The 21,111-nt window shown below is 73.8% G+C and carries 16 protein-coding genes and 2 tRNA genes; 10 read left to right on the top strand and 8 right to left on the bottom strand.

All coding sequences use genetic code 11. From position 1 onward, the window contains the following. The first annotated feature begins 107 nt into the window (after positions 1 to 107). From snpA (ACZ5WK_RS28730) to ACZ5WK_RS28710, 5 genes are all read left to right on the top strand, one after another. Complete coding sequence (gene snpA / locus ACZ5WK_RS28730) at positions 108 to 761, top strand: snapalysin (protein ID WP_465551513.1); 654 nt, start codon at positions 108 to 110, stop codon at positions 759 to 761. 235 nt (positions 762 to 996) lie between these two features. Next, positions 997 to 1,629 carry a snapalysin gene (gene snpA / locus ACZ5WK_RS28725; RefSeq protein WP_465551583.1) on the top strand — a complete coding sequence of 211 codons (633 nt, stop codon included), beginning with the start codon at positions 997 to 999 and terminating at the stop codon, positions 1,627 to 1,629. A gap of 116 nt (positions 1,630 to 1,745) precedes the next feature. Beyond that, the gene (locus ACZ5WK_RS28720; protein ID WP_396322644.1) at positions 1,746 to 2,402 is read left to right on the top strand and encodes a pentapeptide repeat-containing protein; all 657 of its coding nucleotides are present in this window, start codon (positions 1,746 to 1,748) and stop codon (positions 2,400 to 2,402) included. A 165-nt stretch (positions 2,403 to 2,567) separates the two neighbouring features. Continuing rightward, positions 2,568 to 4,643, top strand: a complete 2,076-nt coding sequence (locus ACZ5WK_RS28715) for a phosphocholine-specific phospholipase C (RefSeq protein WP_465551510.1) — start codon at positions 2,568 to 2,570, stop codon at positions 4,641 to 4,643. Between the two features lie 113 nt (positions 4,644 to 4,756). After that, the gene (locus ACZ5WK_RS28710) at positions 4,757 to 5,023 is read left to right on the top strand and encodes a hypothetical protein (protein ID WP_396322642.1); all 267 of its coding nucleotides are present in this window, start codon (positions 4,757 to 4,759) and stop codon (positions 5,021 to 5,023) included. 83 nt (positions 5,024 to 5,106) lie between these two features. Here the strand turns inward: ACZ5WK_RS28710 and ACZ5WK_RS28705 are convergent, their stop codons facing one another. Next, positions 5,107 to 8,325: a S41 family peptidase gene (locus tag ACZ5WK_RS28705; protein WP_465551508.1), complete on the bottom strand. Its 3,219-nt coding sequence runs from the start codon at positions 8,323 to 8,325 to the stop codon at positions 5,107 to 5,109. Between the two features lie 224 nt (positions 8,326 to 8,549). Between ACZ5WK_RS28705 and ACZ5WK_RS28700 the strand changes: the two genes are divergently transcribed. After that, positions 8,550 to 10,250, top strand: coding sequence for a chitinase (locus ACZ5WK_RS28700; RefSeq protein WP_465551506.1), 1,701 nt, complete (start codon positions 8,550 to 8,552; stop codon positions 10,248 to 10,250). A 78-nt stretch (positions 10,251 to 10,328) separates the two neighbouring features. Here the strand turns inward: ACZ5WK_RS28700 and ACZ5WK_RS28695 are convergent, their stop codons facing one another. Further along, on the bottom strand, positions 10,329 to 10,691 hold the full coding sequence (locus ACZ5WK_RS28695) for a MerR family transcriptional regulator (RefSeq protein WP_396322640.1): 363 nt from the start codon (positions 10,689 to 10,691) through the stop codon (positions 10,329 to 10,331). A 63-nt stretch (positions 10,692 to 10,754) separates the two neighbouring features. Here ACZ5WK_RS28695 and ACZ5WK_RS28690 point away from each other — a divergent pair, with 63 nt between their 5' ends. Then, a complete protein-coding gene (locus ACZ5WK_RS28690) occupies positions 10,755 to 11,945 on the top strand; it encodes an MFS transporter (protein ID WP_465551504.1) in 1,191 nt (396 codons plus the stop codon). A 42-nt stretch (positions 11,946 to 11,987) separates the two neighbouring features. Next, positions 11,988 to 12,923, top strand: coding sequence for a hydroxymethylbilane synthase (gene hemC, locus ACZ5WK_RS28685; RefSeq protein WP_465551502.1), 936 nt, complete (start codon positions 11,988 to 11,990; stop codon positions 12,921 to 12,923). A 168-nt stretch (positions 12,924 to 13,091) separates the two neighbouring features. Here the strand turns inward: hemC and ACZ5WK_RS28680 are convergent. Then, positions 13,092 to 13,165: transfer RNA gene (locus tag ACZ5WK_RS28680), tRNA-Lys, on the bottom strand. 79 nt (positions 13,166 to 13,244) lie between these two features. After that, positions 13,245 to 14,153, bottom strand: a complete 909-nt coding sequence (locus ACZ5WK_RS28675) for an NADP-dependent oxidoreductase (protein WP_465551500.1) — start codon at positions 14,151 to 14,153, stop codon at positions 13,245 to 13,247. 224 nt (positions 14,154 to 14,377) lie between these two features. On the opposite strand from ACZ5WK_RS28675, the gene ACZ5WK_RS28670 reads away from it, so the two are divergent. Both ACZ5WK_RS28670 and pgi read left to right on the top strand, forming a co-directional pair. Continuing rightward, on the top strand, positions 14,378 to 15,961 hold the full coding sequence (locus ACZ5WK_RS28670; protein ID WP_465551498.1) for a Na+/H+ antiporter: 1,584 nt from the start codon (positions 14,378 to 14,380) through the stop codon (positions 15,959 to 15,961). A gap of 302 nt (positions 15,962 to 16,263) precedes the next feature. Further along, entirely contained in the window at positions 16,264 to 17,925 is a 1,662-nt protein-coding gene (pgi, locus tag ACZ5WK_RS28665; RefSeq protein WP_465551496.1) for a glucose-6-phosphate isomerase, read from the top strand. Positions 17,926 to 18,036: 111 nt separating this feature from the next. Here pgi and ACZ5WK_RS28660 read toward each other — a convergent pair. The 4 genes from ACZ5WK_RS28660 to ACZ5WK_RS28645 form a co-directional block, all read right to left on the bottom strand. Continuing rightward, positions 18,037 to 18,110: transfer RNA gene (locus ACZ5WK_RS28660), tRNA-Lys, on the bottom strand. An 88-nt stretch (positions 18,111 to 18,198) separates the two neighbouring features. Then, on the bottom strand, positions 18,199 to 18,750 hold the full coding sequence (locus ACZ5WK_RS28655; protein WP_465551494.1) for a bifunctional DNA primase/polymerase: 552 nt from the start codon (positions 18,748 to 18,750) through the stop codon (positions 18,199 to 18,201). 227 nt (positions 18,751 to 18,977) lie between these two features. Then, positions 18,978 to 19,385 carry a hypothetical protein gene (locus ACZ5WK_RS28650; protein WP_396322633.1) on the bottom strand — a complete coding sequence of 136 codons (408 nt, stop codon included), beginning with the start codon at positions 19,383 to 19,385 and terminating at the stop codon, positions 18,978 to 18,980. Positions 19,386 to 19,758: 373 nt separating this feature from the next. Next, positions 19,759 to 21,108: an AAA domain-containing protein gene (locus ACZ5WK_RS28645; protein ID WP_465551491.1), complete on the bottom strand. Its 1,350-nt coding sequence runs from the start codon at positions 21,106 to 21,108 to the stop codon at positions 19,759 to 19,761. Positions 21,109 to 21,111 lie beyond the last annotated feature (3 nt).

Here is a 21,111-nt window from a genome sequence, read left to right as displayed (position 1 = left end):
CATCCGCCGGGCCGCCGCCCTGACCGAAGCTCTGGGGCAGGAAATCATCCGGTGCCCCGCGGCAGGCCCCCACCGGCCGCGGCATTCGCATAATCGGAGCCCCCCACATGAACCGCATCCCGCGGACCCTTTCCGCTGCCCTCGGCCTCGCCCTGGCCGCCGGCCTCGCCGCCCTGCCCACCGCCGCGACGGCCGCACCGGTCACCGGCGCCCCCGCCGCGCAGCACTACACGGCCCCCGCGTCGGGGCAGAAGAGCGCCGGAAAGGCCGACAACCAGGCCTTCTTCGAGGCCGTGATGAAGTCGGCACGCGCCAAGCAGGCCGCCACGCCGTTCCTCAAGGCCGTCGTGGTCACCTACGACGCCGGCAACGCGCCGTCCTTCGCGTCCGAGATAGCCCGGTCCGCCCAGATCTGGAACGGCTCGGTCAGCAACGTCCGGCTGCAGGCCGGTTCCAACGCCGACTTCTCCTACTACGAGGGCGACGACCCGAGCAATGGCTCGTACGCCAGCACCGACGGCCACGGCTCCGGCTACATCTTCCTCGACTACTCCCAGAACCGGGAGTACGACTCCACCCGGGTCACCGCCCACGAGACCGGGCACGTGCTCGGCCTGCCGGACCACTACTCCGGCCCGTGCAGCGAGCTGATGTCCGGCGGCGGCCCCGGCCCCTCCTGCACCAACCCGTACCCGAACTCGGCCGAGCGGCGCCGGGTCAACTCCCTCTGGCAGAACGGGCTGGCCGCCACCGCGCGCTGACCACCGCCCCGTTCGGGACGGTTCCCGGCCGCCCCGACCGTCCGGAACGCCCTGAGGACCGTCCGGAACACCCGAGGCCGGGTCGTCCGGCACACCCGAGGCCGGTCCGGGAACACCCGAGAACCGTCCGGGCCTGTCCCACCACCGTTCCACCGTTCACCCGTTCACCCGTTCACCGCGGCCCACCCCCAGAGCGGCCGCGGTACCCGCGAACAGGAGCCCCCACGTGAACCGCATGTCCCGCACGCTCTCCGCCGCCGTCGGCCTGGTGCTCGCGGCCGGTCTGGCCGCCCTGCCCACCACGGCCGTTGCCGCGCCCGCGCCCGCGCCGGCCGCCGCGTCCGTCCAGGGCTACACCGCCGCCGCCGGCTACGCGGGTTCGGCCGCCGAGGACGCGGACAACCAGGCGTTCTACGAGGCCGTGATGAAGTCGGCGCTCGCCAAGCAGGCGGCCACGCCGTACCTCAAGGCCGTCGTGGTCACCTACGACGCCGGCAGCGCGCCGACCTTCCGCAACCAGATAGCCCAGAGCGCCCAGATCTGGAACGGCTCGGTCAGCAACGTCCGGCTGCAGGCCGGCACCAACGCCGACTTCCGCTACTACGAGGGCAACGACTCGCGCGGCTCCTACGCCAGCACCGACGGGCACGGCCGCGGCTACATCTTCCTGGACTACCAGCAGAACCGGCAGTACAACTCCACCCGGGTCACCGCCCACGAGACCGGTCACGTGCTCGGCCTGCCGGACCACTACTCGGGCCCGTGCAGCGAGCTGATGTCCGGTGGCGGCCCGGGCACCTCCTGCACCAACCCGTACCCGAACTCGGCCGAGCGCAGCCGGGTCAACTCCCTCTGGGCCCGCGGCTGACCGACCGCTCCGGAGCCGGAACGGCCCGGCCGCCCGCCCGGGCGGCCGGGCCCTGTCGGTGGCGCGTGCGAGCATGCGGGCAAGACCCGTCCACCGATCGCGAGGTGCCACCCGCCATGCCGCTCTCCGTCCCCGACCGCCTGGCCGACCTGCCCTACGCCCACCTGCTGACCCCGCACACCGGGGTGCTGCGCAGCGACGAGCGCTACGACACCGTGCACTTCGACGGTGGCGAGTACACGGACCAGTCGGCCGGCGGCGCGACCTTCCTGGAGTGCGCGTTCACCGGCGTCGCACTGAGCGGGGTCAGGCTCCGCCAGGCCCGCTTCAACGAGGTCTGGGCGCAGGCCGGCCGCTGGGTGGGCTGTGATCTCAGCGAGTCCGAGTGGCAGGACAGTGCGATCACCGGCGGTGTGCTGGCCGGTGTCGCCGTGCACGGCTCGGCGCTGCGCCGCACGGTCTTCCGCGGCTGCAAGCTGGAGGCGGTCAACCTGCGGGCCGCCGTGCTGCGCGACGTCGTCTTCGAGGACTGCCTGCTGCGCGACGTGGACTTCGGCGAGGCCAAGCTGACCGACGTCTCCTTCCCCGGCTGCACCCTGGAGGAGGTCCGCCTGCGCGGCGCCGGGCTCAGCAGGGTCGACCTGCGGGGCGCCGTCCGCCTCGGCCTGCCCGACGGCCACCAGGGGCTGAAGGGGGCCGTCATCAGCTCCACCCAACTCCTCGAACTGGCACCGCAGTTCGCCCATGCTCTGGGCATCACCGTGAAGGACTGAGCCCGGGCGTTCAGCCGTACGTCGCTCGGTGACGGCGGGGCGAACAGTCCGCCAACCCTGACGAGGCCCTCTGGTGGGGAGGTTCGGCCGGGGTGGAGGATGCTGCGCGATCGGGGGTCCCGACTTGTCTGCACAACATCGCCAGTGAAGGGGCGGGCTGGGCTGATGGCCGAGCTGAGTCGTAGGAAGTTCGTCGCACTGTCCGGGGCGGCCGCGGCCGGTCTGGCCGTGGCCGGGACCACCGGTGCGGGCGCGGCGCCGGGTGCTCCCGCCGCCGCGCCGTCGGCGGCGCTGTCGCAGACCGGCACCATCGCGGACGCGCAGCACATCGTCATCCTGACGCAGGAGAACCGCAGCTTCGACCACTACTTCGGGATGCTGCGCGGCGTACGCGGCTTCGCCGACCGCAGCGCGATCCAGATCGCGGGCGGCTACAGCGTCTTCAACCAGCCCAACGGCCTGCTCTCCCGGCAGTACCCGTGGCAGTTCAGCGCCACCAAGCCGGCCGGCGGCGCCGACCCCGAGCGCCTGGCGCAGTGCAACGGCGACCTCGCGCACGGCTGGTCCGACCAGCACCGGGCCTGGAACGGCGGCAAGATGGACTCCTGGGTCGCCGCCAAGGGCAACGTCCGCACCCTCGGCTACCTCACCCGCCAGGACATCCCGTTCCACTACGCGCTCGCCGAGAACTGGACCATCTGCGACGCCTACTTCTGTTCCATCCTCAGCGCCACCGGCCCCAACCGCACCTACCACTGGTCCGGCCAGATAGACCCGGCCGGCGCCGCGGGCGGACCGGCGTACGACGGCGGCGACGAGAAGGGCCTGCGCTGGCAGACCTACGCCGAGGCGCTGGAGAACGCCGGCGTGAGCTGGAGGGTCTACCAGAACGCGGCCGACAACTACGGCGACAACGCGCTCGCCTACTTCACCCAGTTCAGCTCCGCCCCGGCCGGCAGCCCGCTCGCCGTCAAGGGCATGGGCTCCGTCCCCAAGAAGACCGGGAAGACGCCGGACGACATCGTCGCCGCGATCAGGGCCGACGTGCTGAACGGCACCCTCCCGCAGGTCTCCTGGATCGTCCCCGACCAGGGCTCCTCCGAGCACCCGTACTCCACCCCGGCCGACGGCGCCCACTTCGTCCACAACGTGATCGACGCGCTCGCCGCCGACCCGGACGTGTTCAACTCCACCGTCCTCTTCCTCAACTACGACGAGAACGACGGCTTCTTCGACCACGTCCCGCCGCCCGCCGCCCCGGCCGGCACCCCGGGCGAGTTCTACAGCGGCACCAACATCGGCCTCGGCTTCCGCGTCCCGATGATCGCCGTCTCGCCGTGGACCCGCGGCGGCTGGGTCAACTCCGAGGTCTTCGACCACACCTCGGTGCTGCGCTTCCTGGAGAAGTGGACGGCCGCCATCGGCAAGCCGGCCACCTGCCCGAACATCAGCGACTGGCGCCGGAAGGTCTGCGGCGACCTCACCGGCCTCTTCGACTTCGCCAACCCGGTCTACGGCCTGCCGGCGCTGCCCAACACCGACGCGGTGATCGGCATGTCGACCTGCGGCCCGCTGCCCAACCCGGCCCCGGTCGACAACAAGCTGCCCGTCCAGGAGTCCGGCACCCGCCAGGCCCGCGCGCTGCCGTACCAGCCGAACGCCAACCTCGACCACCTGGAGTTCGGCTCCGGCGGGGTGATGAAGGTCTGGCTGACGATGGCCAACGAGGGCACGGCCGCGCAGAAGGCGGTCCACTTCGCGGCCTACGCCAACGCCTACCGCAGCGGCGGCCCCTGGCAGTACACCGTCGACCCGGGCGGAAACCAGAGCGACTTCTTCAACTGCGGCACCAACTTCGGCAACGGCCCGTACGACCTTTCCGTGGTCGGCCCCAACCGCTTCCTGCGCCGTTTCAAGGGCGACGCCACCAAGGCGGGCAAGAACGCGGCCGTCACCGCCTCGTACACGGTCGAGCCGGGCACCGGCAAGCCGGCGGTCTGGTTCAAGCTCGCCAACTCCGGCACCACCCCGCTGACCTTCACCATCGCCTCGAACAACTACCGCACCGACGGCCCCTGGACGTACCAGGTGCCGGCCGGCGGCAGCGTCAGCGACTACTTCAACGCGGTCGCGTACAACAACGGCTGGTACGACTTCACCGTCACGGTGGACGCCGACACCACCTGGTCCCAGCGGTTCACCGGTCACCTGGAGACCGGCGCGGCCAGCATCAGCGGCTGAGCCCTCCGCCACGGGCTCCGGGGCGCCACCCCGGGGCCCGTGGCCTGGGGATGCGTTCCTCCCGTCCCGGTGTGAGAGTGGGGACAGCCCGGTATCCGTCCGGAGGAGGAGTCATGGGCATCTTCGACAGGTTCCGCCACAGGGCGCACGACGACGCCGGGGAGGCCAGGTCCTCCCTCGGCGGGAGCCACGAACAGGACACCACCGCGATGACGGACGCCGCCCAGCGGGCCGCCCTCGCCCACGACGAGGCCGCCGACGCGTTCGGGCCCGAGATCGAGAAGGCCCGCGAGGCGCAGGAGGCCGCCGGCCTCAGCGACCGGGAGGCCGAGGAACGGGCCCGGGAGGACATGACGGCCGAGGGCGACCCCTGGGACTGAAGGCCGGCCCCTGAATCCCCGGACCCTGAACCGGCCGCGTGCTGACGTGACGAGGGGCGCGCCCACCGAGGGCGCGCCCCTCGTCACGTCCGCGGTGGCAGCGGCGGCCGCCGCAGGTCCGGGCGCGGGGTGTCGTCCGGTGGCGGGACGGCGGCCGGCGCGTCCTCCAGCAGGTCCAGCGCCAGCCGCACCGCCGTGACCAGCTCGACGTGCCGCCCCCGGGCCCAGTCCTGCGGGGTGCGCAGCACGTGGACGTCCGGCTCCGCCCCGTGGTTCTCGACCGACCAGCCGAGCCCGCCGGTGAACCAGGAGGCGTTCTTCGGCACCGAGATCTGCGTCCCGTCGCCGAGCGTGTGCCGCCCGGTCATGCCGACCACCCCGCCCCAGGTCCGGTTGCCCACCACCGGCCCCAGCCCGAGCAGCTTGATCGCGGTGATGATGACGTCCCCGTCCGAGCTGGTCGCCTCGTCGGCGAGGGCGACCACCGGCCCGCGAGGTGCGTCCCGAGGCCAGCGCACCGGCTGCCGTCCGCGGCTGAAGTCCCAGGCCAGCACCCGCCGGGTGAGCTTCTCCAGCACCAGTTCGGAGACGTTGCCGCCGGCGTTGCCGCGGACGTCGAGCACCAGCGCGGGTTTGTCCAGCTCCCGGCGGAGGTCCCGGTTGAACTGCGCCCAGCCGGAGCCGCCGAGGTCCGGGATGTGCAGGTAGCCGCACCGGCCGTCGCTGAACTCCCGGACCAGGCTGCGGCGTTTGGCCACCCAGTCCTGGTAGCGGATCGGCCGCTCGTCGGTCAGCGGGGAGACGGTGATCCGGCGGACCGGGCCGTCGGGCCCGCTGCGCAGGGTGAGCTCGACCGTGGTGCCGCCGGTGCCGGCCAGCAGCGCTCCCGGGCCGCGGACCGGGTCCAGCGGGCGCCCGGCCACCGCGAGCAGCTCGTCGCCGTCGCGGACGCCGTGGACGGCGAGCGGGGCGCGGGCCCGCGGGTCGGAGGACTCGCCGGGCAGGACGCGGTCGACCAGCCAGCGCCCGTCGGCCGCGCGGTGGGCGTTGGCGCCGAGCAGCCCGAGCGGCTGCTGCGCGAGCGAGGGCCCCTCGCCGCGCCGGGAGGGGGTGACGTACGCGTGCGAGGTGCCGAGCTCGCCGAGGAGCTCGCGCAGCAGGTCGGCGAAGTCGTCCGGGCCGGCCACCCGGTCCAGCAGGGGCCGGTACTGGGCGACCAGCGCGGGCCAGTCCAGCCCGCACATCCCGGCGTCCCAGAACTGGTCCCGGACGATCCGGGCCGCCTCGCCGTACGCCTGGCGCCACTCGGCGGCCGGGTGCACGGTGTGGGTGATCCGGCGCAGGTCCACGGTGGTGCCGGCGGAGGGGGCGGTGACCGGGACGATCCGCAGGGTGCCGGCCGAGTAGACCGCGACCGAGCCGCCGTCGCCGGAGACGGCGTAGCCGTCCAGCCTGTCGGCCAGCGTGGAGCGGCTGCCCCGGGCCAGGTCGAAGTACTCCAGGGAGGGGCGGCCGGAGGTGTCGTCCGGGTTGGTGAAGGTCTGCCCGAGGGTGCCGGAGATCGGCCAGCGCAGCCAGAGCAGCCCGCCGCGGGCGGCGTCGGTGGCCGAGTACTTGGAGGCGATCACGGGGAACGGGAGCAGCCGCTCGCCGATGCCCTCCGGGTCGACGTGGACGGTGCCGTCGCCGCCGCCGTCGCCGCGCGGGGCGCCGTCCTCGGCGGGCGCGGCGAACGGGGACGGGGTGTCGGCGGCGAGCGGGACGAGGTAGGGGCGGCAGCCGAGCGGGAAGGAGAGGTCGCCGGTGTGCACGTCGTGGACGGGGTCGAAGCCGCGCCAGGAGAGGAAGGCCAGGTAGCGGCCGTCCCGGGTGAAGACGGGCTGCTCGTCCTCGAACCGGCCGTCGGTGACCTCGGTGATCGCCGAGGGCACGTCGGTGCGGGTGAGCCGGATCCGGCGCAGTGAGCGGCCGGCCACCGGCTGGGACCAGGCGATCCAGCGGGAGTCGGGGGAGAAGCGGGCACCGGAGACCGGGCCGTGGTCGGAGGAGGCCAGTTCGCGGACGGCCCCGTCGGCGGTGGCGACCAGCAGCAGCCGTCCGTCGGAGGCGGCGGCGGCCAGGTGGGCGCCGTCGGGGGCGGCGGTCAGTTCCAGGACGCGGCCGAGCCGGGCGGCGGCGAGCAGCCGGTGTCCGTGGTGGCCGGGGGCGTGCTCGTGCCCGGGCAGCGGAACGATCTCGACCGCGTCCTCGCCCTCGGTGTCGGTGATCCAGCCGGCCTCGCCGGTCTGCCCGAGCACCACCGGCAGCCGGGTGCGCACGCCCGGGGTGTCGGCGAGCGCCCGGGCCGGGCCGTCGCGGTGGGTGAGCCAGTACTGGCTGCCGCGCACGGTGATCACCCCGGCGCGGCCGGTCTGGTCGCAGGCGAGGTCCTTGACGTGCGAGGCGGCGTTCACCTGGTACGGCCGCCGGCCGGCCCGGGCGCCGCCGAGCGGGACGCGCAGCCGGTGCGGGGCGGGGGCGTCCAGGCTCTCCAGCAGCCAGAGGTCGCCGGCGTGCTGGTAGACGATCCGGGTCCCGTCGGTGGCGGCCTCGCGGGCGTAGTAGGAGGCGTGGTCGGTGTGCCGGCGCAGGTCGGTGCCGTCGGGGCGGCAGGAGTAGACGTTGCCGATGCCCTCGTGGTCGGAGAGGAAGGCGACCCGGTCGCCCTCGGCGGCGGTGACCGGCATCGGGGAGGCGAGGTGCCCCCGGTGGCCCTCCAGGACCTGTGTGCCGTCCACCCAGAGCCGCCCGACGGCGCCTCCCCGGTAGCGCTTCCAGGCGGCGGGTTCGTGCGGAGCGGTGCCGGTGAGCAGGACGGTGTGCGCCCGGCTCATCTGGGCGTCGCCGACCGGCCCCCAGGGCATCCGGCGTCCGGGCGAGCCGTCCGGCGGCAGGGCGTGTGCCCAGGTGTAGTGGCCGAACGGCTCTTGGTAGGACGTGACGGCGAGCAGTTCGCCGTCGGGCAGCCAGCCGCGCAGCCGGGTGTCCTGGCTGCCCCAGTGGCTGATCCGGACGGCCTCGCCGCCGGCCACGGGGGCGGTCCAGACCTCGGGGGTCAGGGCCTGCCAGCCGGTCCAGCCGAGGGTGCGGCCGTCGGGGGAGAGGCGGGGGTGGCTGACCCGGGTGCGGTCGCAGCTGACCCGCCAGGCGCGGCCGACGGTGCCGTCCGGGGTGAGCGGCGCCACCCAGACGTCGTCCTCGGCGGTGAACGCCAGCAGGCCCCCGCGCAGGTGGGGGTAGCGGAGGTAGCCGGGTGACGTCACCTCTCCATGGTTCGACGGGGTGTCACGCCCGGCAACCGGACACCGCCCCGGGGCGGCCCCGGGGCAAGGCCGTACCGGTCTGGACCATTGACACCGCACCGGCGGATCCACTTCAGTGGTCTAGTCCAACTAGGGTGCGCGGTCGGGCCGAACCCCCACTGGCACGACCTTCACCGTGCCCTCGGACGTCCCCCACGATCCGCGCCCCCGCAGGAGTCCCCCGCATGCGCAGAACACCCGCACCCGCACCCGCCGCGCCCGCCCGCCGCCGCCCCCGCACGCTGCTCGCCGCCGGCACCGCCTCGGCCGTCGCCGCCGCCACCGTGGCCGGCCTCGCCCTGGGCCTGGCGCCCACCGCCTCGGCCGGGGAGTTCCTGGCCAACGGCGGCTTCGAGAGCGGCGCCCTGGGCCCGTGGAGCTGCACCGGCGGCACCGGCAGCGTCGTCACCGGCCAGGCCCACGGCGGCGGTTACGCCCTCGCCGCGGCCGCCTCGGCGAGCGACACCGCCCAGTGCACCCAGACGGTCACGGTCGCCCCCAGCACCACGTACACCTTCAGCGCCTGGGTGAAGGGCTCGTACGTCTACGTCGGTGTGAACGGCGGCACCAGCACCTGGACGCCCGGCACCGGCGGCGCGTACCAGAAGCTCAGCGTCAGCTTCACCACCGGCGCCACCCAGACCAGCGCCACCGTGTACACACACGGCTGGTACGGGCAGGGCACCTACTACGCCGACGACCTCTCGCTGGACGGCCCGGGCGCGCCCTCGCCCACCGCCTCGCCCACGCCCACCGCCTCGCCCACGCCCACCGCCTCGCCCACCGCGACGGCTTCCCCGACCGCGACGCCGACGCCGACCGCCACCGCGACCCCGACCGACACTGCCTCGCCGACCGCGCCGCCCACCAGCAGCCACTCCCTGGTCGGCTACCTGCACGCCAGCTTCGCCAACGGCGCCGGCTACACCAGGATGGCCGACGTCCCGGACTCCTGGGACTTCATCAACCTCTCCTTCGGCGAGCCGACCTCCGTCACCTCCGGTGACATCCGGTTCAACCGCTGCCCGGCCACCGAGTGCCCGACCGCCGAGTCCGACGCCGACTTCAAGGCCGCCATCGCCGCCAAGCGGGCCAAGGGCAAGAAGGTGCTGATCTCGATCGGCGGCCAGAACGGCCAGGTCCAGCTCACCACCGCCGCCGCCCGCGACACCTTCGTCGGCTCGGTCTCCGCGATCATCGACAAGTGGGGCCTGGACGGCCTCGACATCGACTTCGAGGGCCACTCGCTGTCCCTGCAGGCCGGCGACACCGACTTCAAGAACCCGACCAGCCCGGTCGTCGTCAACCTGATCTCCGCCCTGAAGACGCTGAAGGCCAGGTACGGCCCGAACTTCGTCCTCACCATGGCGCCGGAGACCTTCTTCGTCCAGCTCGGCTACCAGTACTACGGCTCCGGCCCCTGGGGCGGCCAGGACCCGCGCGCCGGCGCCTACCTGCCGGTGATCCACGCCCTGCGCGACGACCTCACCCTGCTGCACGTCCAGGACTACAACTCGGGCTCCGTCATGGGCCTGGACGGCCAGTACCACTCGATGGGCGGCGCCGACTTCCACGTCGCGATGACCGACATGCTCCTCAAGGGCTTCCCGGTGGCGGGCAACACCGCCAACGTGTTCCCGGCGCTGCCGGCGAACAAGCTCGCCATCGGCATGCCGGCCACCACCAACGCGGGCAACGGCTACGTCGCCCCCGCCGAGGTGAACAAGGCCCTCGACTGCCTCACCAGGCTCGCCGACTGCGGCACCTACGTCCCCAGGGCCGGCGCCCAGCCGAACCTGCGGGGCCTGATGACCTGGTCCATCAACTGGGACCAGTTCGGCGGACGGGAGTTCTCGAAGAACTTCGACGGCTACTTCCGCCGCTGACCGGCCTCCGGCGGACGCCGGACGGCCCTCCCCGCCGTCCGGCATCCGCCGGTGTCCGCCGTCCGGTGCCCGGGGCCCTCACGGCCCGACCCGGACCACCTCCAGGTACTCGGCGATGGCGTCCCGGTTGCGGGTCAGGAACTCGATCCGCCGGGTCATGCCCGTGAGCTCGCCCTCCAGGGTGGCGATCATCTCCGGGGTGGCGTCCGGGAAGTGGATGACCCTGGGCTTGTTCAGGCAGGGCAGGATCTGCTTGATGATCCTGGTCGGCAGCCCGGCGTCGAGCAGGCCCCTGATCTGCAGCACCCGGTCGACGGAGGAACCGTCGTAGGAGCGGTAGCCGTTGGCGCAGCGCTCGGCGAGGATGAGGCCCTGCTCCTCGTAGTAGCGCAGCAGTCTCCGGGACGTGTTGGTCCGCTCCGACAGTTCTCCGATGCGCATCCGAATCCACCTCGTGACCGGGCTTGACCTTCACATCAGTGTGAGGGTTCGAGCATAGCCGTCATGTCGACCATCGAACGTCCAACAGCCGTGGAACAGCGGAAACTTCCCGTGCCCGCCCTGCTGGCACTGGCCACCGCCGTCTTCGTCACCGCCCTCACCGAGACCCTGCCGGCCGGCGTCCTTCCCGCAATGAGCGCCGGCCTGGGCGTCAGCGAGTCCGCCATGGGCCAGTCGGTCACCATCTACGCGATCGGGACGGCCCTCACCGCCATCCCGCTCGCCTCGGCCACCGCCGGCTGGCGGCGCAGGCGGCTGCTGCTCACCGCGATGGCCGGGTTCGCCGCCGCCAACACCGTCACCGCCCTCTCCGGCACCTACCCGCTGACCATGGCCGCCCGGTTCGTCGCCGGCGTGGCGGCCGGCCTGGCCTGGGCGCTGCTCGCCGGGTACGCGCGGCGGCTGGCGCCCGAGCACCTCCAGGGCCGGGCGATCGCGATCGTGATGACGGGCATCCCGGTCGCGCTCTCCCTGGGCGTACCCGCCGGGACCTTCCTGGGGCGGGTGCTCGGCTGGTGGGTGGCCTTCCTGCTGATGACGGCCCTCGCCGTGACCGTGATCGGCTGGATCGCCGCCACCGTCGCCGACCACCCCGGGCAGCGGGCGGCGAGCCGTGCGCCGGTGCTGCGGGCGCTGGCCGTCCCCGGCGTGGTGCCGGTCCTCTTCGTCACCCTGGTCTTCGTGCTGGCCCACACCGTCCTGTACGCGTACGTCGCGCCGTTCCTGGACCGGCTCGGCATGGGCGGCTCGACCGACCTCGTCCTGCTGGTCTTCGGCGGCGCGTCCCTGCTGAGCATCTGGATCACCGGGGCGCAGATCCACCGGAGGCTGCGCGCGCTGACCATCGCCGCCGCCCTGCTGGTCGCCCTGGCGGCCGCGGCGCTGGCCGTCCTGTCGGACAGCCCGGCCATGGTGTTCGCGGCCGCGGCTCTCTGGGGCCTCGGCTGGGGCGGCGCCCCGACCCTCCTGCAGACCGCGGCGGGCAACGCCGGCGGCGAGCAGGCGGACGCGGCGCAGGCGATGCTGGTCACGCTCTGGAACGCCGCGATGGCCGCCGGCGGCGTGGTCGGCGGGATCCTGCTGGACCGCTACGGCGCCGGCTCCCTCCCGTGGAGCGCGTTCGCCCTGCTCGTGCCGGTGCTGGTCGTGGTGGCCGCCTCCCGCGTCCACGGTTTCCCGGCCATGCGGCCCTGAGTCGCGGCGCCCGACACGGAAGTGACGGCCTATCATCGGCGCATGCCCACCGCAGAGTTGATCCGTATCGTCTCCCGTTCCTCGCCGATGGCGCTCGCCCAGGTCGAGCGGGTCCGGGCCGAGCTCGCCGCCCTGCACCCGCGGGTGCGGACGGAGGTGGTCCCGGTGACCACCTCCGGGGACCGCTGGATGGGGGACCTCGCGCGGCTCGGCGGCAAGGGTGCCTTCACCAAGGAGGTGGACGAGGCCCTGCTCGCCGGCGAGGCGGACCTCGCCGTGCACTGCCTCAAGGACGTGCCGGCCGACCGTCCGCTGCCGGCCGGCACCGTCTTCGCCGCCTACCTGCGCCGCGACGACATCCGCGACGCCGTCGTCCACCCCGGCGGCCGCACCCTCGACGAGCTGCCGCCCGGGGCGCGGATCGGCACCTCCTCGGTCCGGCGCCGGGCCCAGCTCGCCGCCTCCCACCCGCACCTGGTCTGCGTGCCGATGCGCGGCAACGCCAACAGCCGCCTCGCCAAGCTGGCGGCCGGCGAGGCCGACGCGCTGCTGCTCGCGGTCTCCGGGCTGGAGCGGATCGGCGAGGAGGCCCGGATCAGCGAGATCCTGCCGCCGGAGTCGATGTGCCCGCCGATCGGCGCCGGCATCCTCGCCCTGCAGTGCCGCGAGGAGGACACCGCGACCATCGAGGCGGTGACCGGCCTCGGCGACCACCTGACGTGGCGCGAGGCGAGCGCCGAGCGGATGTTCCTGCACGTCCTCCAGGGCCACTGCAACTCGCCGATCGCCGGCTACGCCAAGGCCGAGCCGGACGGCCGCCTCTCGCTGCGCGGGCGGGTCTTCTCCCCGGACGGCAAGCAGGTGCTGGACGCCCACGAGTGGGCCGGCTCGCTCACCCCCGAGGACCTCGGCACCGCGACGGCCCTGGCGCTCAAGCGGCAGGGGGCGTCCGATCTGATCGCCGCCATCCCGCACTGAGCGGGCGGCCGGGGCCGGCCGGGTGGACAGGCGGCTGGACGGCCTGGCGGGTGGTCGGCCGTCGGGCCGGCTGGTCGGCCGGTTGGTCGGGCGGTTGGTCGGCCGGGCGGGTGGACGCCGAAACGCCGGAAGGCCCCTCGCTCTCGCAAGGGGCCTTCCGGCTGTCTGTGCGCCGCCAGGGACTCGAACCCCGGACCCGCTGATTAAGAGTCAGCTGCTCTAACCAACTGAGCTAGCGGCGCCTGCTGACGTGGAGAACATTACCTGGTCAGCGGCCGAAACTTCCAATCGGGCCGGCCCGCCCGACCGCCCGCCGGGTCCTCACGGGGTGAGGACGACCTTCCCCCGGACGTGCCCGGTGCCGACCAGCCGGTGCGCGTCGGCGGCCCGCCCCAGGGGGAAGGCGTCGGCGATCTCCAGCCGCAGCCCGCCCGCCTCCCAGAGCTCGACCAGCTCGGCCAGCCGGGCGGCCGTCCGCTGCGCCCGCAGCGAGCGGAGCCCGAGCCGCTCGGCGGTGGCGTGGTCGACGATGGTGCCGATCCGGTCCCTGTCGGCGACCAGCTCGACGGAGGCCTCCAGCGCGCCGCGCCCGGCCGCGTCGAAGGCGGCGTCCACACCCTGCGGCGCCACCGCCCGCACCCGCTCGACCAGTCCCTCGCCGTAGCTGACCGGGATCGCGCCCAGCTCGCGCAGGTAGTCGTGGTTGCGCTCGCTCGCCGTGCCGATCACGGTGGCGCCCCAGGCACGGGCCAGCTGGACGGCCACCGTCCCGACTCCGCCGGAGGCGCCGTGCACGAGCACCGTCTCGCCCGGGCCGACCTTCAGCTCGGTGAGCCCGACGTGCGCGGTCTGCCCGGAGGCGGAGAGCGAACCCGCCTGCTCCCAGGGCATCGCGGCCGGCTTGGCGACCAGCTGGGAGGTGTCCACGGTGACGAACTCGGCGTGGCTCCGCAGCAGGCGGAAGCCCAGCACCTCGTCGCCGACCTCCCAGCCGTAGCTGCCCGCACCGAGCTGGTCGACCACCCCGGCGAACTCGTTGCCCGGCACCACCGGCGGCTCGGTCCGCGTCCCCGGGGGCGACCAGCCCTCCCGGACGGCGAGGTCGACGGGCTGCACCCCGGCCGCGTACACCCGGACCCGTACCTCGCCCGGCCCGGCGCTGGGGGTGGGCACCTCGGCCACCCGCAGCACTTCGGGGCCGCCGAACCGGGGAACGGTGACTGCCTTCATGCGGAGCCTGCCTCTCTGTCGGTCCTCGGACGCGCAGTCGATTCTCGGACGCATGGTCGGTCCTCGGATGCGCGTTCCTCCGATGATCAGACTTGAAGTGCGCTTGAGGTCAAGCCCGTCCGGCGTGTTGCGGCAGTTGGGTGCATTGTCAGATTTATCCTGAACGGCGGCCCGCGCCGCGTGGTCCGGGCCGCCCCGCTCGTCCGTCGCCGAGAGGAACCCCCGTGGGCCAGCTGCCCCTGCTCTTCCTGGTGCTGCTCGCCTCCGTGGTGACCATGCCGCTCGCGCGCTGGACCGGCGTGCCCCAACCCGTGCTGATGACCCTGCTCGGCATCGTCATGGCGATCGTGCCGCAGATCCCGGACATCTCCCTCGACCCCGAGCTGATCCTCCCGCTCGTCCTGCCGCCGCTGATCTTCGCCGTCGCCCGGCGCTCCTCGGTCCGCTACTTCCGGGCCAACATCCGCTCCATCCTGCTGCTCGCCGTCGCCCTCGTCGTGGTCACCACGGCGGCGGTGGCCGGCGCCGTGCACTCGCTGCTGCCCGCACTCCCGGTCGCGGCCGCCATCGCCGTCGGCGCGCTGGTCTCCCCGCCCGACCCGGTCGCCGCCGTCGCGGTGGCCGGCAGCGTCGGCCTGCCACGCCGGCTGGTGGCGGTCCTGGAGAGCGAGGGCCTGTTCAACGACGTCACCGCGATCGTCATCTACTCGCTGGCCATCGACGCGGTCGTCGGCGGCGACTTCTCGGCCGGCCACGCGGTGCTCCGCTTCGTGCTCTCGGCGGTCCTCGCCGTGGTCATCGGCGTCGCGCTCGGCTGGGCCAACGCCAAGCTCGCCGCCCTCCTGGAGGACCCGACCCAGCAGGTCGCGCTCAACCTGCTGGTGCCGTTCGCCGCGTACAGCCTGGCCGAGGAGATCCACGGCTCCGGGGTGCTCGCCGTCGTGGTCTGCGGGCTCTACCTCGCCGAGCGGGCCGCCGACGCCGACGCCGTCTCCTACCGGCTGGTCGGCAACGCCTTCTGGGAGATCGTCGAGATCCTGATCACCGGCGTCGCCTTCGGCCTGATCGGCCTGGAGCTGGCCACCGTCCTCAAGGAGGCCGGCAACGGGTGGACCGGCATGCTCGGCGACGCGGCCGTGGTGATCGCCGTCGTCGTGGTGGTCCGGCTGCTCTGGCTGCTGCCCGCCGGCTGGCTCACCAAGAAGCTGCGCGGCGGGGCCGAGGAGGACATCCCGATCAGCTGGCAGGAGAGCGTGGTGCTCTGGTGGTCCGGGATGCGCGGGGTGGCGACCGTCGCCCTGGCCCTGGCCGTCCCGCTCACCGTCGACTCCGGCGCGGCCTTCCCCGAACGCGGCCGGCTGGTCTTCATCGCCTTCAGCGTCGTCCTGTTCACCCTGCTGGTGCAGGGCCTCACCCTGCCCTGGCTGGCCAAGCGGCTGCACCTGGACATCGACCACGACCGGCACGAACAGGCGGTGCGCCAGCTCTGGTGGCGGGCCGCCAAGGCCGGGCTCACGCGGCTCGGCGAACTGGAGGAGCAGGACAGGCTGCCCGCCGAGGTCGCCGACCGGCTGCGGGACCGTCAGCACGACCGGCTGGCCCGGCTCTGCCCGGAGAAGTACGCCGAGGAGGACGCCGCCGAGGCGAAGCAGCGGCTCAGCCAGTGGCGCGCCGCGTACGCCGTCGAGCAGGAGATGATCGCCGCCTCCCGGCGCGAGATGGTGGCCGCCCGCAGCGAACTCGGCGCCGACCCCGAGCTGGTCGACCAGGTGCTGCGCGGGCTCGACCTGCGCTCCGAACGGAAGTGACGCGGCGTCCGGAGGTTCCGTCGCGGCGTCGGGACGGTGACGCGTCGGCGGCGCCCCGGTGGCGGGACCGCGTCGGCCGGGCGCGCGGCAGTGACACGGGCCGGTGACCCGGGCGGTGACCTCGGCGGGCGCCGGTGGAGCGTCGGCGAACGGAATGTGCGCGGGTGGTCCCGGCGTTGCATAGGCTGGTCCCGGGCAGGCCGTCAACGGAGTCGGCGCACCACCAGTACCCGCACGACCTCGCGAAACCCTCCCGCCTGGCCCTGCCGGTATCTGCACCCAGATGAATCGAGGAGCCACCGATGTCGGAGACCCGTGCCGACGCCCGTACCCCGCTGGACCGCACCCCGCAGTGGGCCGCCCTCGGCAAGCACCGCGCGGAGCTGGGCGAGACGCACCTGCGCGAGCTGTTCGCCGCCGACCCGGAGCGCGGCCGCCGCTACACCCTCCAGGTCGGCGACCTGCACGTGGACTACGCCAAGCAGCTGGTCACGGACGAGACGCTGACCCTGCTGCGCGAGCTCGCCGAGGCCACCGGCGTCGCCGGGCTGCGGGACGCCATGTTCCGCGGCGAGAAGATCAACACCACCGAGCACCGCGCCGTCCTGCACACCGCGCTGCGCGCCCCGCGCGGCGCCGTCATCGAGGTCGACGGCGAGAACGTGGTGCCCGCCGTGCACGCCGTGCTCGACAAGATGGCGGCCTTCGCGGAGCAGGTCCGCGGCGGGCAGTGGCGCGGCCACACCGGCAAGCGGATCCGGGCGGTCGTCAACATCGGCATCGGCGGCTCCGACCTCGGCCCCGCCATGGCCTACGAGGTGCTCCGCTCCTACACGCAGCGCGACCTCGACGTCCGCTTCGTCTCCAACGTCGACGGCGCCGACCTGCACGAGGCCGTCCGCGACCTGGACCCGGCCGAGACGCTGTTCATCGTCGCGTCCAAGACCTTCACCACGATCGAGACGATCACCAACGCGGTCTCCGCCCGCGACTGGCTGCTGGCCGGCCTCGGCGCCGGCGGCGCGGCGGTGGCCAAGCACTTCGTCGCGCTCTCCACCAACGCCGAGGGCGTCGCCGACTTCGGCATCGACACCGCCAACATGTTCGAGTTCTGGGACTGGGTGGGCGGCCGCTACTCCTACGACTCGGCGATCGGCCTCTCGCTGATGATCGCCATCGGCCCGGACGCCTTCCGCGAGATGCTGGACGGATTCCACCTGGTCGACGAGCACTTCCGCACCGCGCCCCCGGAGGAGAACGTCCCGCTGCTGCTCGGCCTGCTCGGGGTCTGGTACGGCGCCTTCTTCGACGCCCAGGCACACGCCGTGCTGCCCTACTCGCACTACCTGTCGAAGTTCACCGCCTACCTCCAGCAGCTGGACATGGAGTCCAACGGCAAGTCGGTGGACCGCGACGGCAACCCGGTCGGCTGGCAGACCGGCCCGGTGGTCTGGGGCACCCCCGGCACCAACGGCCAGCACGCCTACTACCAGCTGCTGCACCAGGGGACGAAGGTCATCCCGGCCGACTTCATCGGCTTCGCCGAGCCGGTCGCCGACCTGCTGCCCGGCCTGGTGGCCCAGCACGACCTGCTGCTCGCCAACTTCTTCGCCCAGACCCAGGCGCTGGCCTTCGGCAAGACCCCGGAGGAGGTGGCGGCGGAGGGCGTGCCGGCCGAGCTGGTCCCGCACAAGACCTTCAAGGGCAACCACCCGACCACCACCATCCTGGCCGGCCGGCTGACCCCGTCGGTGCTCGGCCAGCTGGTCGCGCTCTACGAGCACAAGGTGTTCGTCCAGGGCGCCATCTGGAACATCGACTCCTTCGACCAGTGGGGCGTCGAGCTCGGCAAGGTGCTCGCCAAGCGGATCGAGCCGGTGCTGCTGACCGGCGAGGGCACCGACGCGCTGGACAGCTCCACCGCGGAGCTGGTCGCCCGCTACCGCGCGCTGCGCGGCCGCTGAGGCGGACGACGGCCGGCCGGGGCCTTCCCCGGCCGGCCGCCGCTGTCCGGTCCGAGCACGCGGAAACGCCGGAAGGCCCCTCGCTTTCGCGAAGGGCCTTCCGGCTGTCTGTGCGCCGCCAGGGACTCGAACCCCGGACCCGCTGATTAAGAGTCAGCTGCTCTAACCAACTGAGCTAGCGGCGCCTGCTGACAGAGAAGACTTTAGCAGCGGGGCGCGGCCCGGCCAAAATCGAATATCCGCGGCCCGGGGCGGCCCGGCGCCCCCGGTCGCTCAGGCCGTCGGCAGGGCCACCGGCTCGGCCCGGCCGACCGGCTCACGGGTCGCCCGGACGCAGGCCCAGAGCACCACCGATGCGCCCGGCAGCCACGGCTCCCGGCTCTCCGGCGCGACGATCCACCGCCCGGCGCCCAGCCCGGGCGAGTCCGGACTGTTCACCATCCGCTGCACCGGCGGGACCGTCACCGCGTCGCCGCGGCCGTGGCAGAGCAGCGGCGGCACGTCCCGGGCCCACTCCTCCCAGGCCAGCAGCCGGCGCAGGCGGGGCGCCGTGCCGGGCTGGACGAAGAGCAGCGTGCGCCCGCGGTAGGCGGCGACCGGTCCGCAGCCCGGCCCGGAGGCCCACAGCTCGTCCAGCACCCGGCGGCCGAACAGCGACGGCATGCTGATCACGTCGAAGGCGCGCCCGCAGGGCAGCACCGAGGGCGCCCACGGGCGTGACTCCCAGAGGGCGCGCATGCTGCGCGGGTACTCACTGGCGGAGGCCAGCCAGGCCTCCCCGGCCACGGTGACGTACTCCACCGACTGATACGTCCAGATGTCCACAGAGAGCAGCGTGGAGCGTCCGGAGCGTGATCGTGAGGGAAAGGGCGGTTTGCCGGACAGCGCGGCGGGGAGCGGCGTACCCTTCCCCGGCGCATATGCCACTGGCGAGGTTGCCGGCCCGGGAACCGCGGCCGGTGGCGAGGTCGGCGGCCGGGAAACGTGGCCGGTGGCGAGGTTGGCGGCCGGGGGCCGGGTGGGCGTCAGCCGTCGTGACGGCGGGGTGGGCGTCAGCCGTCGTGGCGGCGGGGCTGGAGAAGGCCGCGGCCGTACTCGATCATCTTGGCCGCGTAGTCCGGGGTCCAGTCCGCCCGCTCCGCGATCTCGGCGTCCGAGAGCCTGTCGAAGCGGCGGGTGTCCGCCAGCTGCGCGGCGGCGACCGCCTGGAAGTCGGTGGCCCGGTCGGCGGCCGCGCGGAACGCCAGCGCCAGCTCGGTGGAGCGGCGCAGCAGCTCCGCCGGGTCGTCGATCGACTCCAGGTCGAAGAAGCGCTCCGACTCCGGCTCGGCGGCCTGCGGCTCGAACAGCAGCTGCACGGGGCGTCGCCGGGGGGCGGGCGCTTCACCGGCGCCGGCGCCCGGACCGGCCGGCGCGGTCGAACCGCTCGGGTCGGAAGCCTGGGCGTGGGAGTCGGGCATGGACGGACACCTCCGGGTGCTCGGTGGGGGCGGACGACGGCCTCCGGGAACGGCGCCGCCCGGTCGTGGCCGTCGTCCATTGTCTCGCGACGATGGCGGGTAACGGAACGGTGCGAGTCCGAGCGCTATTCCCTCCCCGCGCGCCGGGGGAGTGACTCCAGCGCCGTCCGGTACCGCCCGCCGCCGGCCACCGGCCTCTGTTTCGGTCCTGTGCTCAGTGCTGTGCGCTTCGGCCCTGAGCTTTGGGCCGTCTGCTTGAGCCCTGCGCTCTGGCCCTGTGCTCAGCGCTGTGCGCTTCGGCCCTGTGCTTCGGGCCGCGCGCCCGCGCCGGATGTGCCGGCACTGGTCCGCAGGCGTGGCCGCGCCGGCCGCCTCACAGCCGGACGCGGTGCCCGGCGAGGTGGTGCAGCACCTGGTGATTGGCCTCCCAGCCGTCGGGGAACTTGACCGAGACGCCCAACTGCACCGGTTCGGTGGACGGATGCTCGTCCAGCAGCTCGGCGATCCCGGCCCGGGCCACCACGATGCAGGCGTGCCGGTGCCGGGAGGCGAGCACGCAGAGCCGGCCGGTCTCCAGGTGGAAGGCGGTCGCGTCCGGCCGCCCGGAGAGCGGGTGCAGCACCACCGTGACGTCGTACTCGCGCCCCTGCAGCCGGTTGGCGGTGTCCACCGTCACGGCCGGCCCTGCGGTCGGATCGACCGGGACCCCGGCCTTGACCAGCGCCGCCCGGACCGCCGCCGCCTGGTCCCGGTGCGCCGTTCCGACCGCGATCCGGCTCGGCGTGAGCGGCGCGGACCCCTGCTCGGAGTGCGCCGTCAGCCCGCGCTCCAGCAGCCGCCGGACGGTGGCGGCCACCGCGGCCACGGCCTGCGGATCGGTCCGGACGGTGTGGCGGGCGGGCAGCTCCAGCAGCGCCCAGCCGTGCTCGGCCGCCCGGTCGATCGCGGCGTCCAGGGCCGTGCCGTCCGGCCGCACCGCGGCGGTGAGCCGCCGCTCCTGCGGCCCGGTGCCGGAGCGGAACGGCGTGTACGGGTAGAACGCGCCGGAGATCAGCGGTGCCGCACTGGCCGGCAGCCGCCAGGAGACCGGCAGCCGGTGCGGCTCGATCTGCGGGTTGTGCGCCAGCAACGTCACGACCGCACTGCTCGACGGGTCGTACGACAGGCCCGACCACTGCTCGGTGCCGACCACCGTGAACGGGTCCAGCTGGCCCGGATCCCCGACGAACAGGGCCCGCTCGAACAGCCGGGCCACCGCGAGCAGCGCGTCCGAGCGCATCTGGTACGCCTCGTCGACGATCGCGTGCCGCCACGGCGCCTCGGCCCTCACCCACTGCCACTTCGCCGCGGTCGAGATCACCACGTCGAGCTCGGCGAGGTCGGCCACCTTGTCCGAGGGCGTCACATTGGCGTGACGCAGCACCTCGGGCCCGGGGCGGGAGTCGGCCGCGTGCAGGCGTCCGATCGTCAGATCCGGTGCCTTCTCGGCCAGTCGGCCCACCAGGTCGTCCACCTGGCCGTTGGTCTGGGCCACGATCATCAGCCGCTCGCCGGCCCCGACCAGCTCCCGGGCGGCACGCACCACCAGGGTCGACTTGCCGGCGCCGGGCGGGGAGTCCACCACCACGCCGCGCGGGGCGCCGACGGCCGGGCGGACGGTGGCCTCCAGGATCCGGGCCACCGCCGCGTCGGCCGCCGCGCCGGGGGCCTGCTCGCTGCTCATCTG

This window comes from Kitasatospora sp. NPDC032757 (assembly GCF_055579305.1).
The sequence above is the reverse complement of the archived record's forward strand: the minus strand, read 5'-3'. Positions and strand labels throughout refer to the sequence as shown.

Excerpts from the sequence above, each read along its gene's own strand:
- snpA (WP_465551513.1), top strand. The coding sequence starts at position 108 with ATGAACCGCATCCCGCGGACCCTTTCCGCTGCCCTCGGCCTCGCCCTG.
- snpA (WP_465551583.1), top strand. The coding sequence starts at position 997 with ATGTCCCGCACGCTCTCCGCCGCCGTCGGCCTGGTGCTCGCGGCCGGT.
- ACZ5WK_RS28720 (WP_396322644.1), top strand. The coding sequence starts at position 1,746 with ATGCCGCTCTCCGTCCCCGACCGCCTGGCCGACCTGCCCTACGCCCAC.
- ACZ5WK_RS28715 (WP_465551510.1), top strand. The coding sequence starts at position 2,568 with ATGGCCGAGCTGAGTCGTAGGAAGTTCGTCGCACTGTCCGGGGCGGCC.
- ACZ5WK_RS28710 (WP_396322642.1), top strand. The coding sequence starts at position 4,757 with ATGGGCATCTTCGACAGGTTCCGCCACAGGGCGCACGACGACGCCGGG.
- ACZ5WK_RS28700 (WP_465551506.1), top strand. The coding sequence starts at position 8,550 with ATGCGCAGAACACCCGCACCCGCACCCGCCGCGCCCGCCCGCCGCCGC.
- ACZ5WK_RS28695 (WP_396322640.1), bottom strand. The coding sequence starts at position 10,691 with ATGCGCATCGGAGAACTGTCGGAGCGGACCAACACGTCCCGGAGACTG.
- ACZ5WK_RS28690 (WP_465551504.1), top strand. The coding sequence starts at position 10,755 with ATGTCGACCATCGAACGTCCAACAGCCGTGGAACAGCGGAAACTTCCC.
- hemC (WP_465551502.1), top strand. The coding sequence starts at position 11,988 with ATGCCCACCGCAGAGTTGATCCGTATCGTCTCCCGTTCCTCGCCGATG.
- ACZ5WK_RS28675 (WP_465551500.1), bottom strand. The coding sequence starts at position 14,153 with ATGAAGGCAGTCACCGTTCCCCGGTTCGGCGGCCCCGAAGTGCTGCGG.
- pgi (WP_465551496.1), top strand. The coding sequence starts at position 16,264 with ATGTCGGAGACCCGTGCCGACGCCCGTACCCCGCTGGACCGCACCCCG.
- ACZ5WK_RS28650 (WP_396322633.1), bottom strand. The coding sequence starts at position 19,385 with ATGCCCGACTCCCACGCCCAGGCTTCCGACCCGAGCGGTTCGACCGCG.
- ACZ5WK_RS28645 (WP_465551491.1), bottom strand. The coding sequence starts at position 21,108 with ATGAGCAGCGAGCAGGCCCCCGGCGCGGCGGCCGACGCGGCGGTGGCC.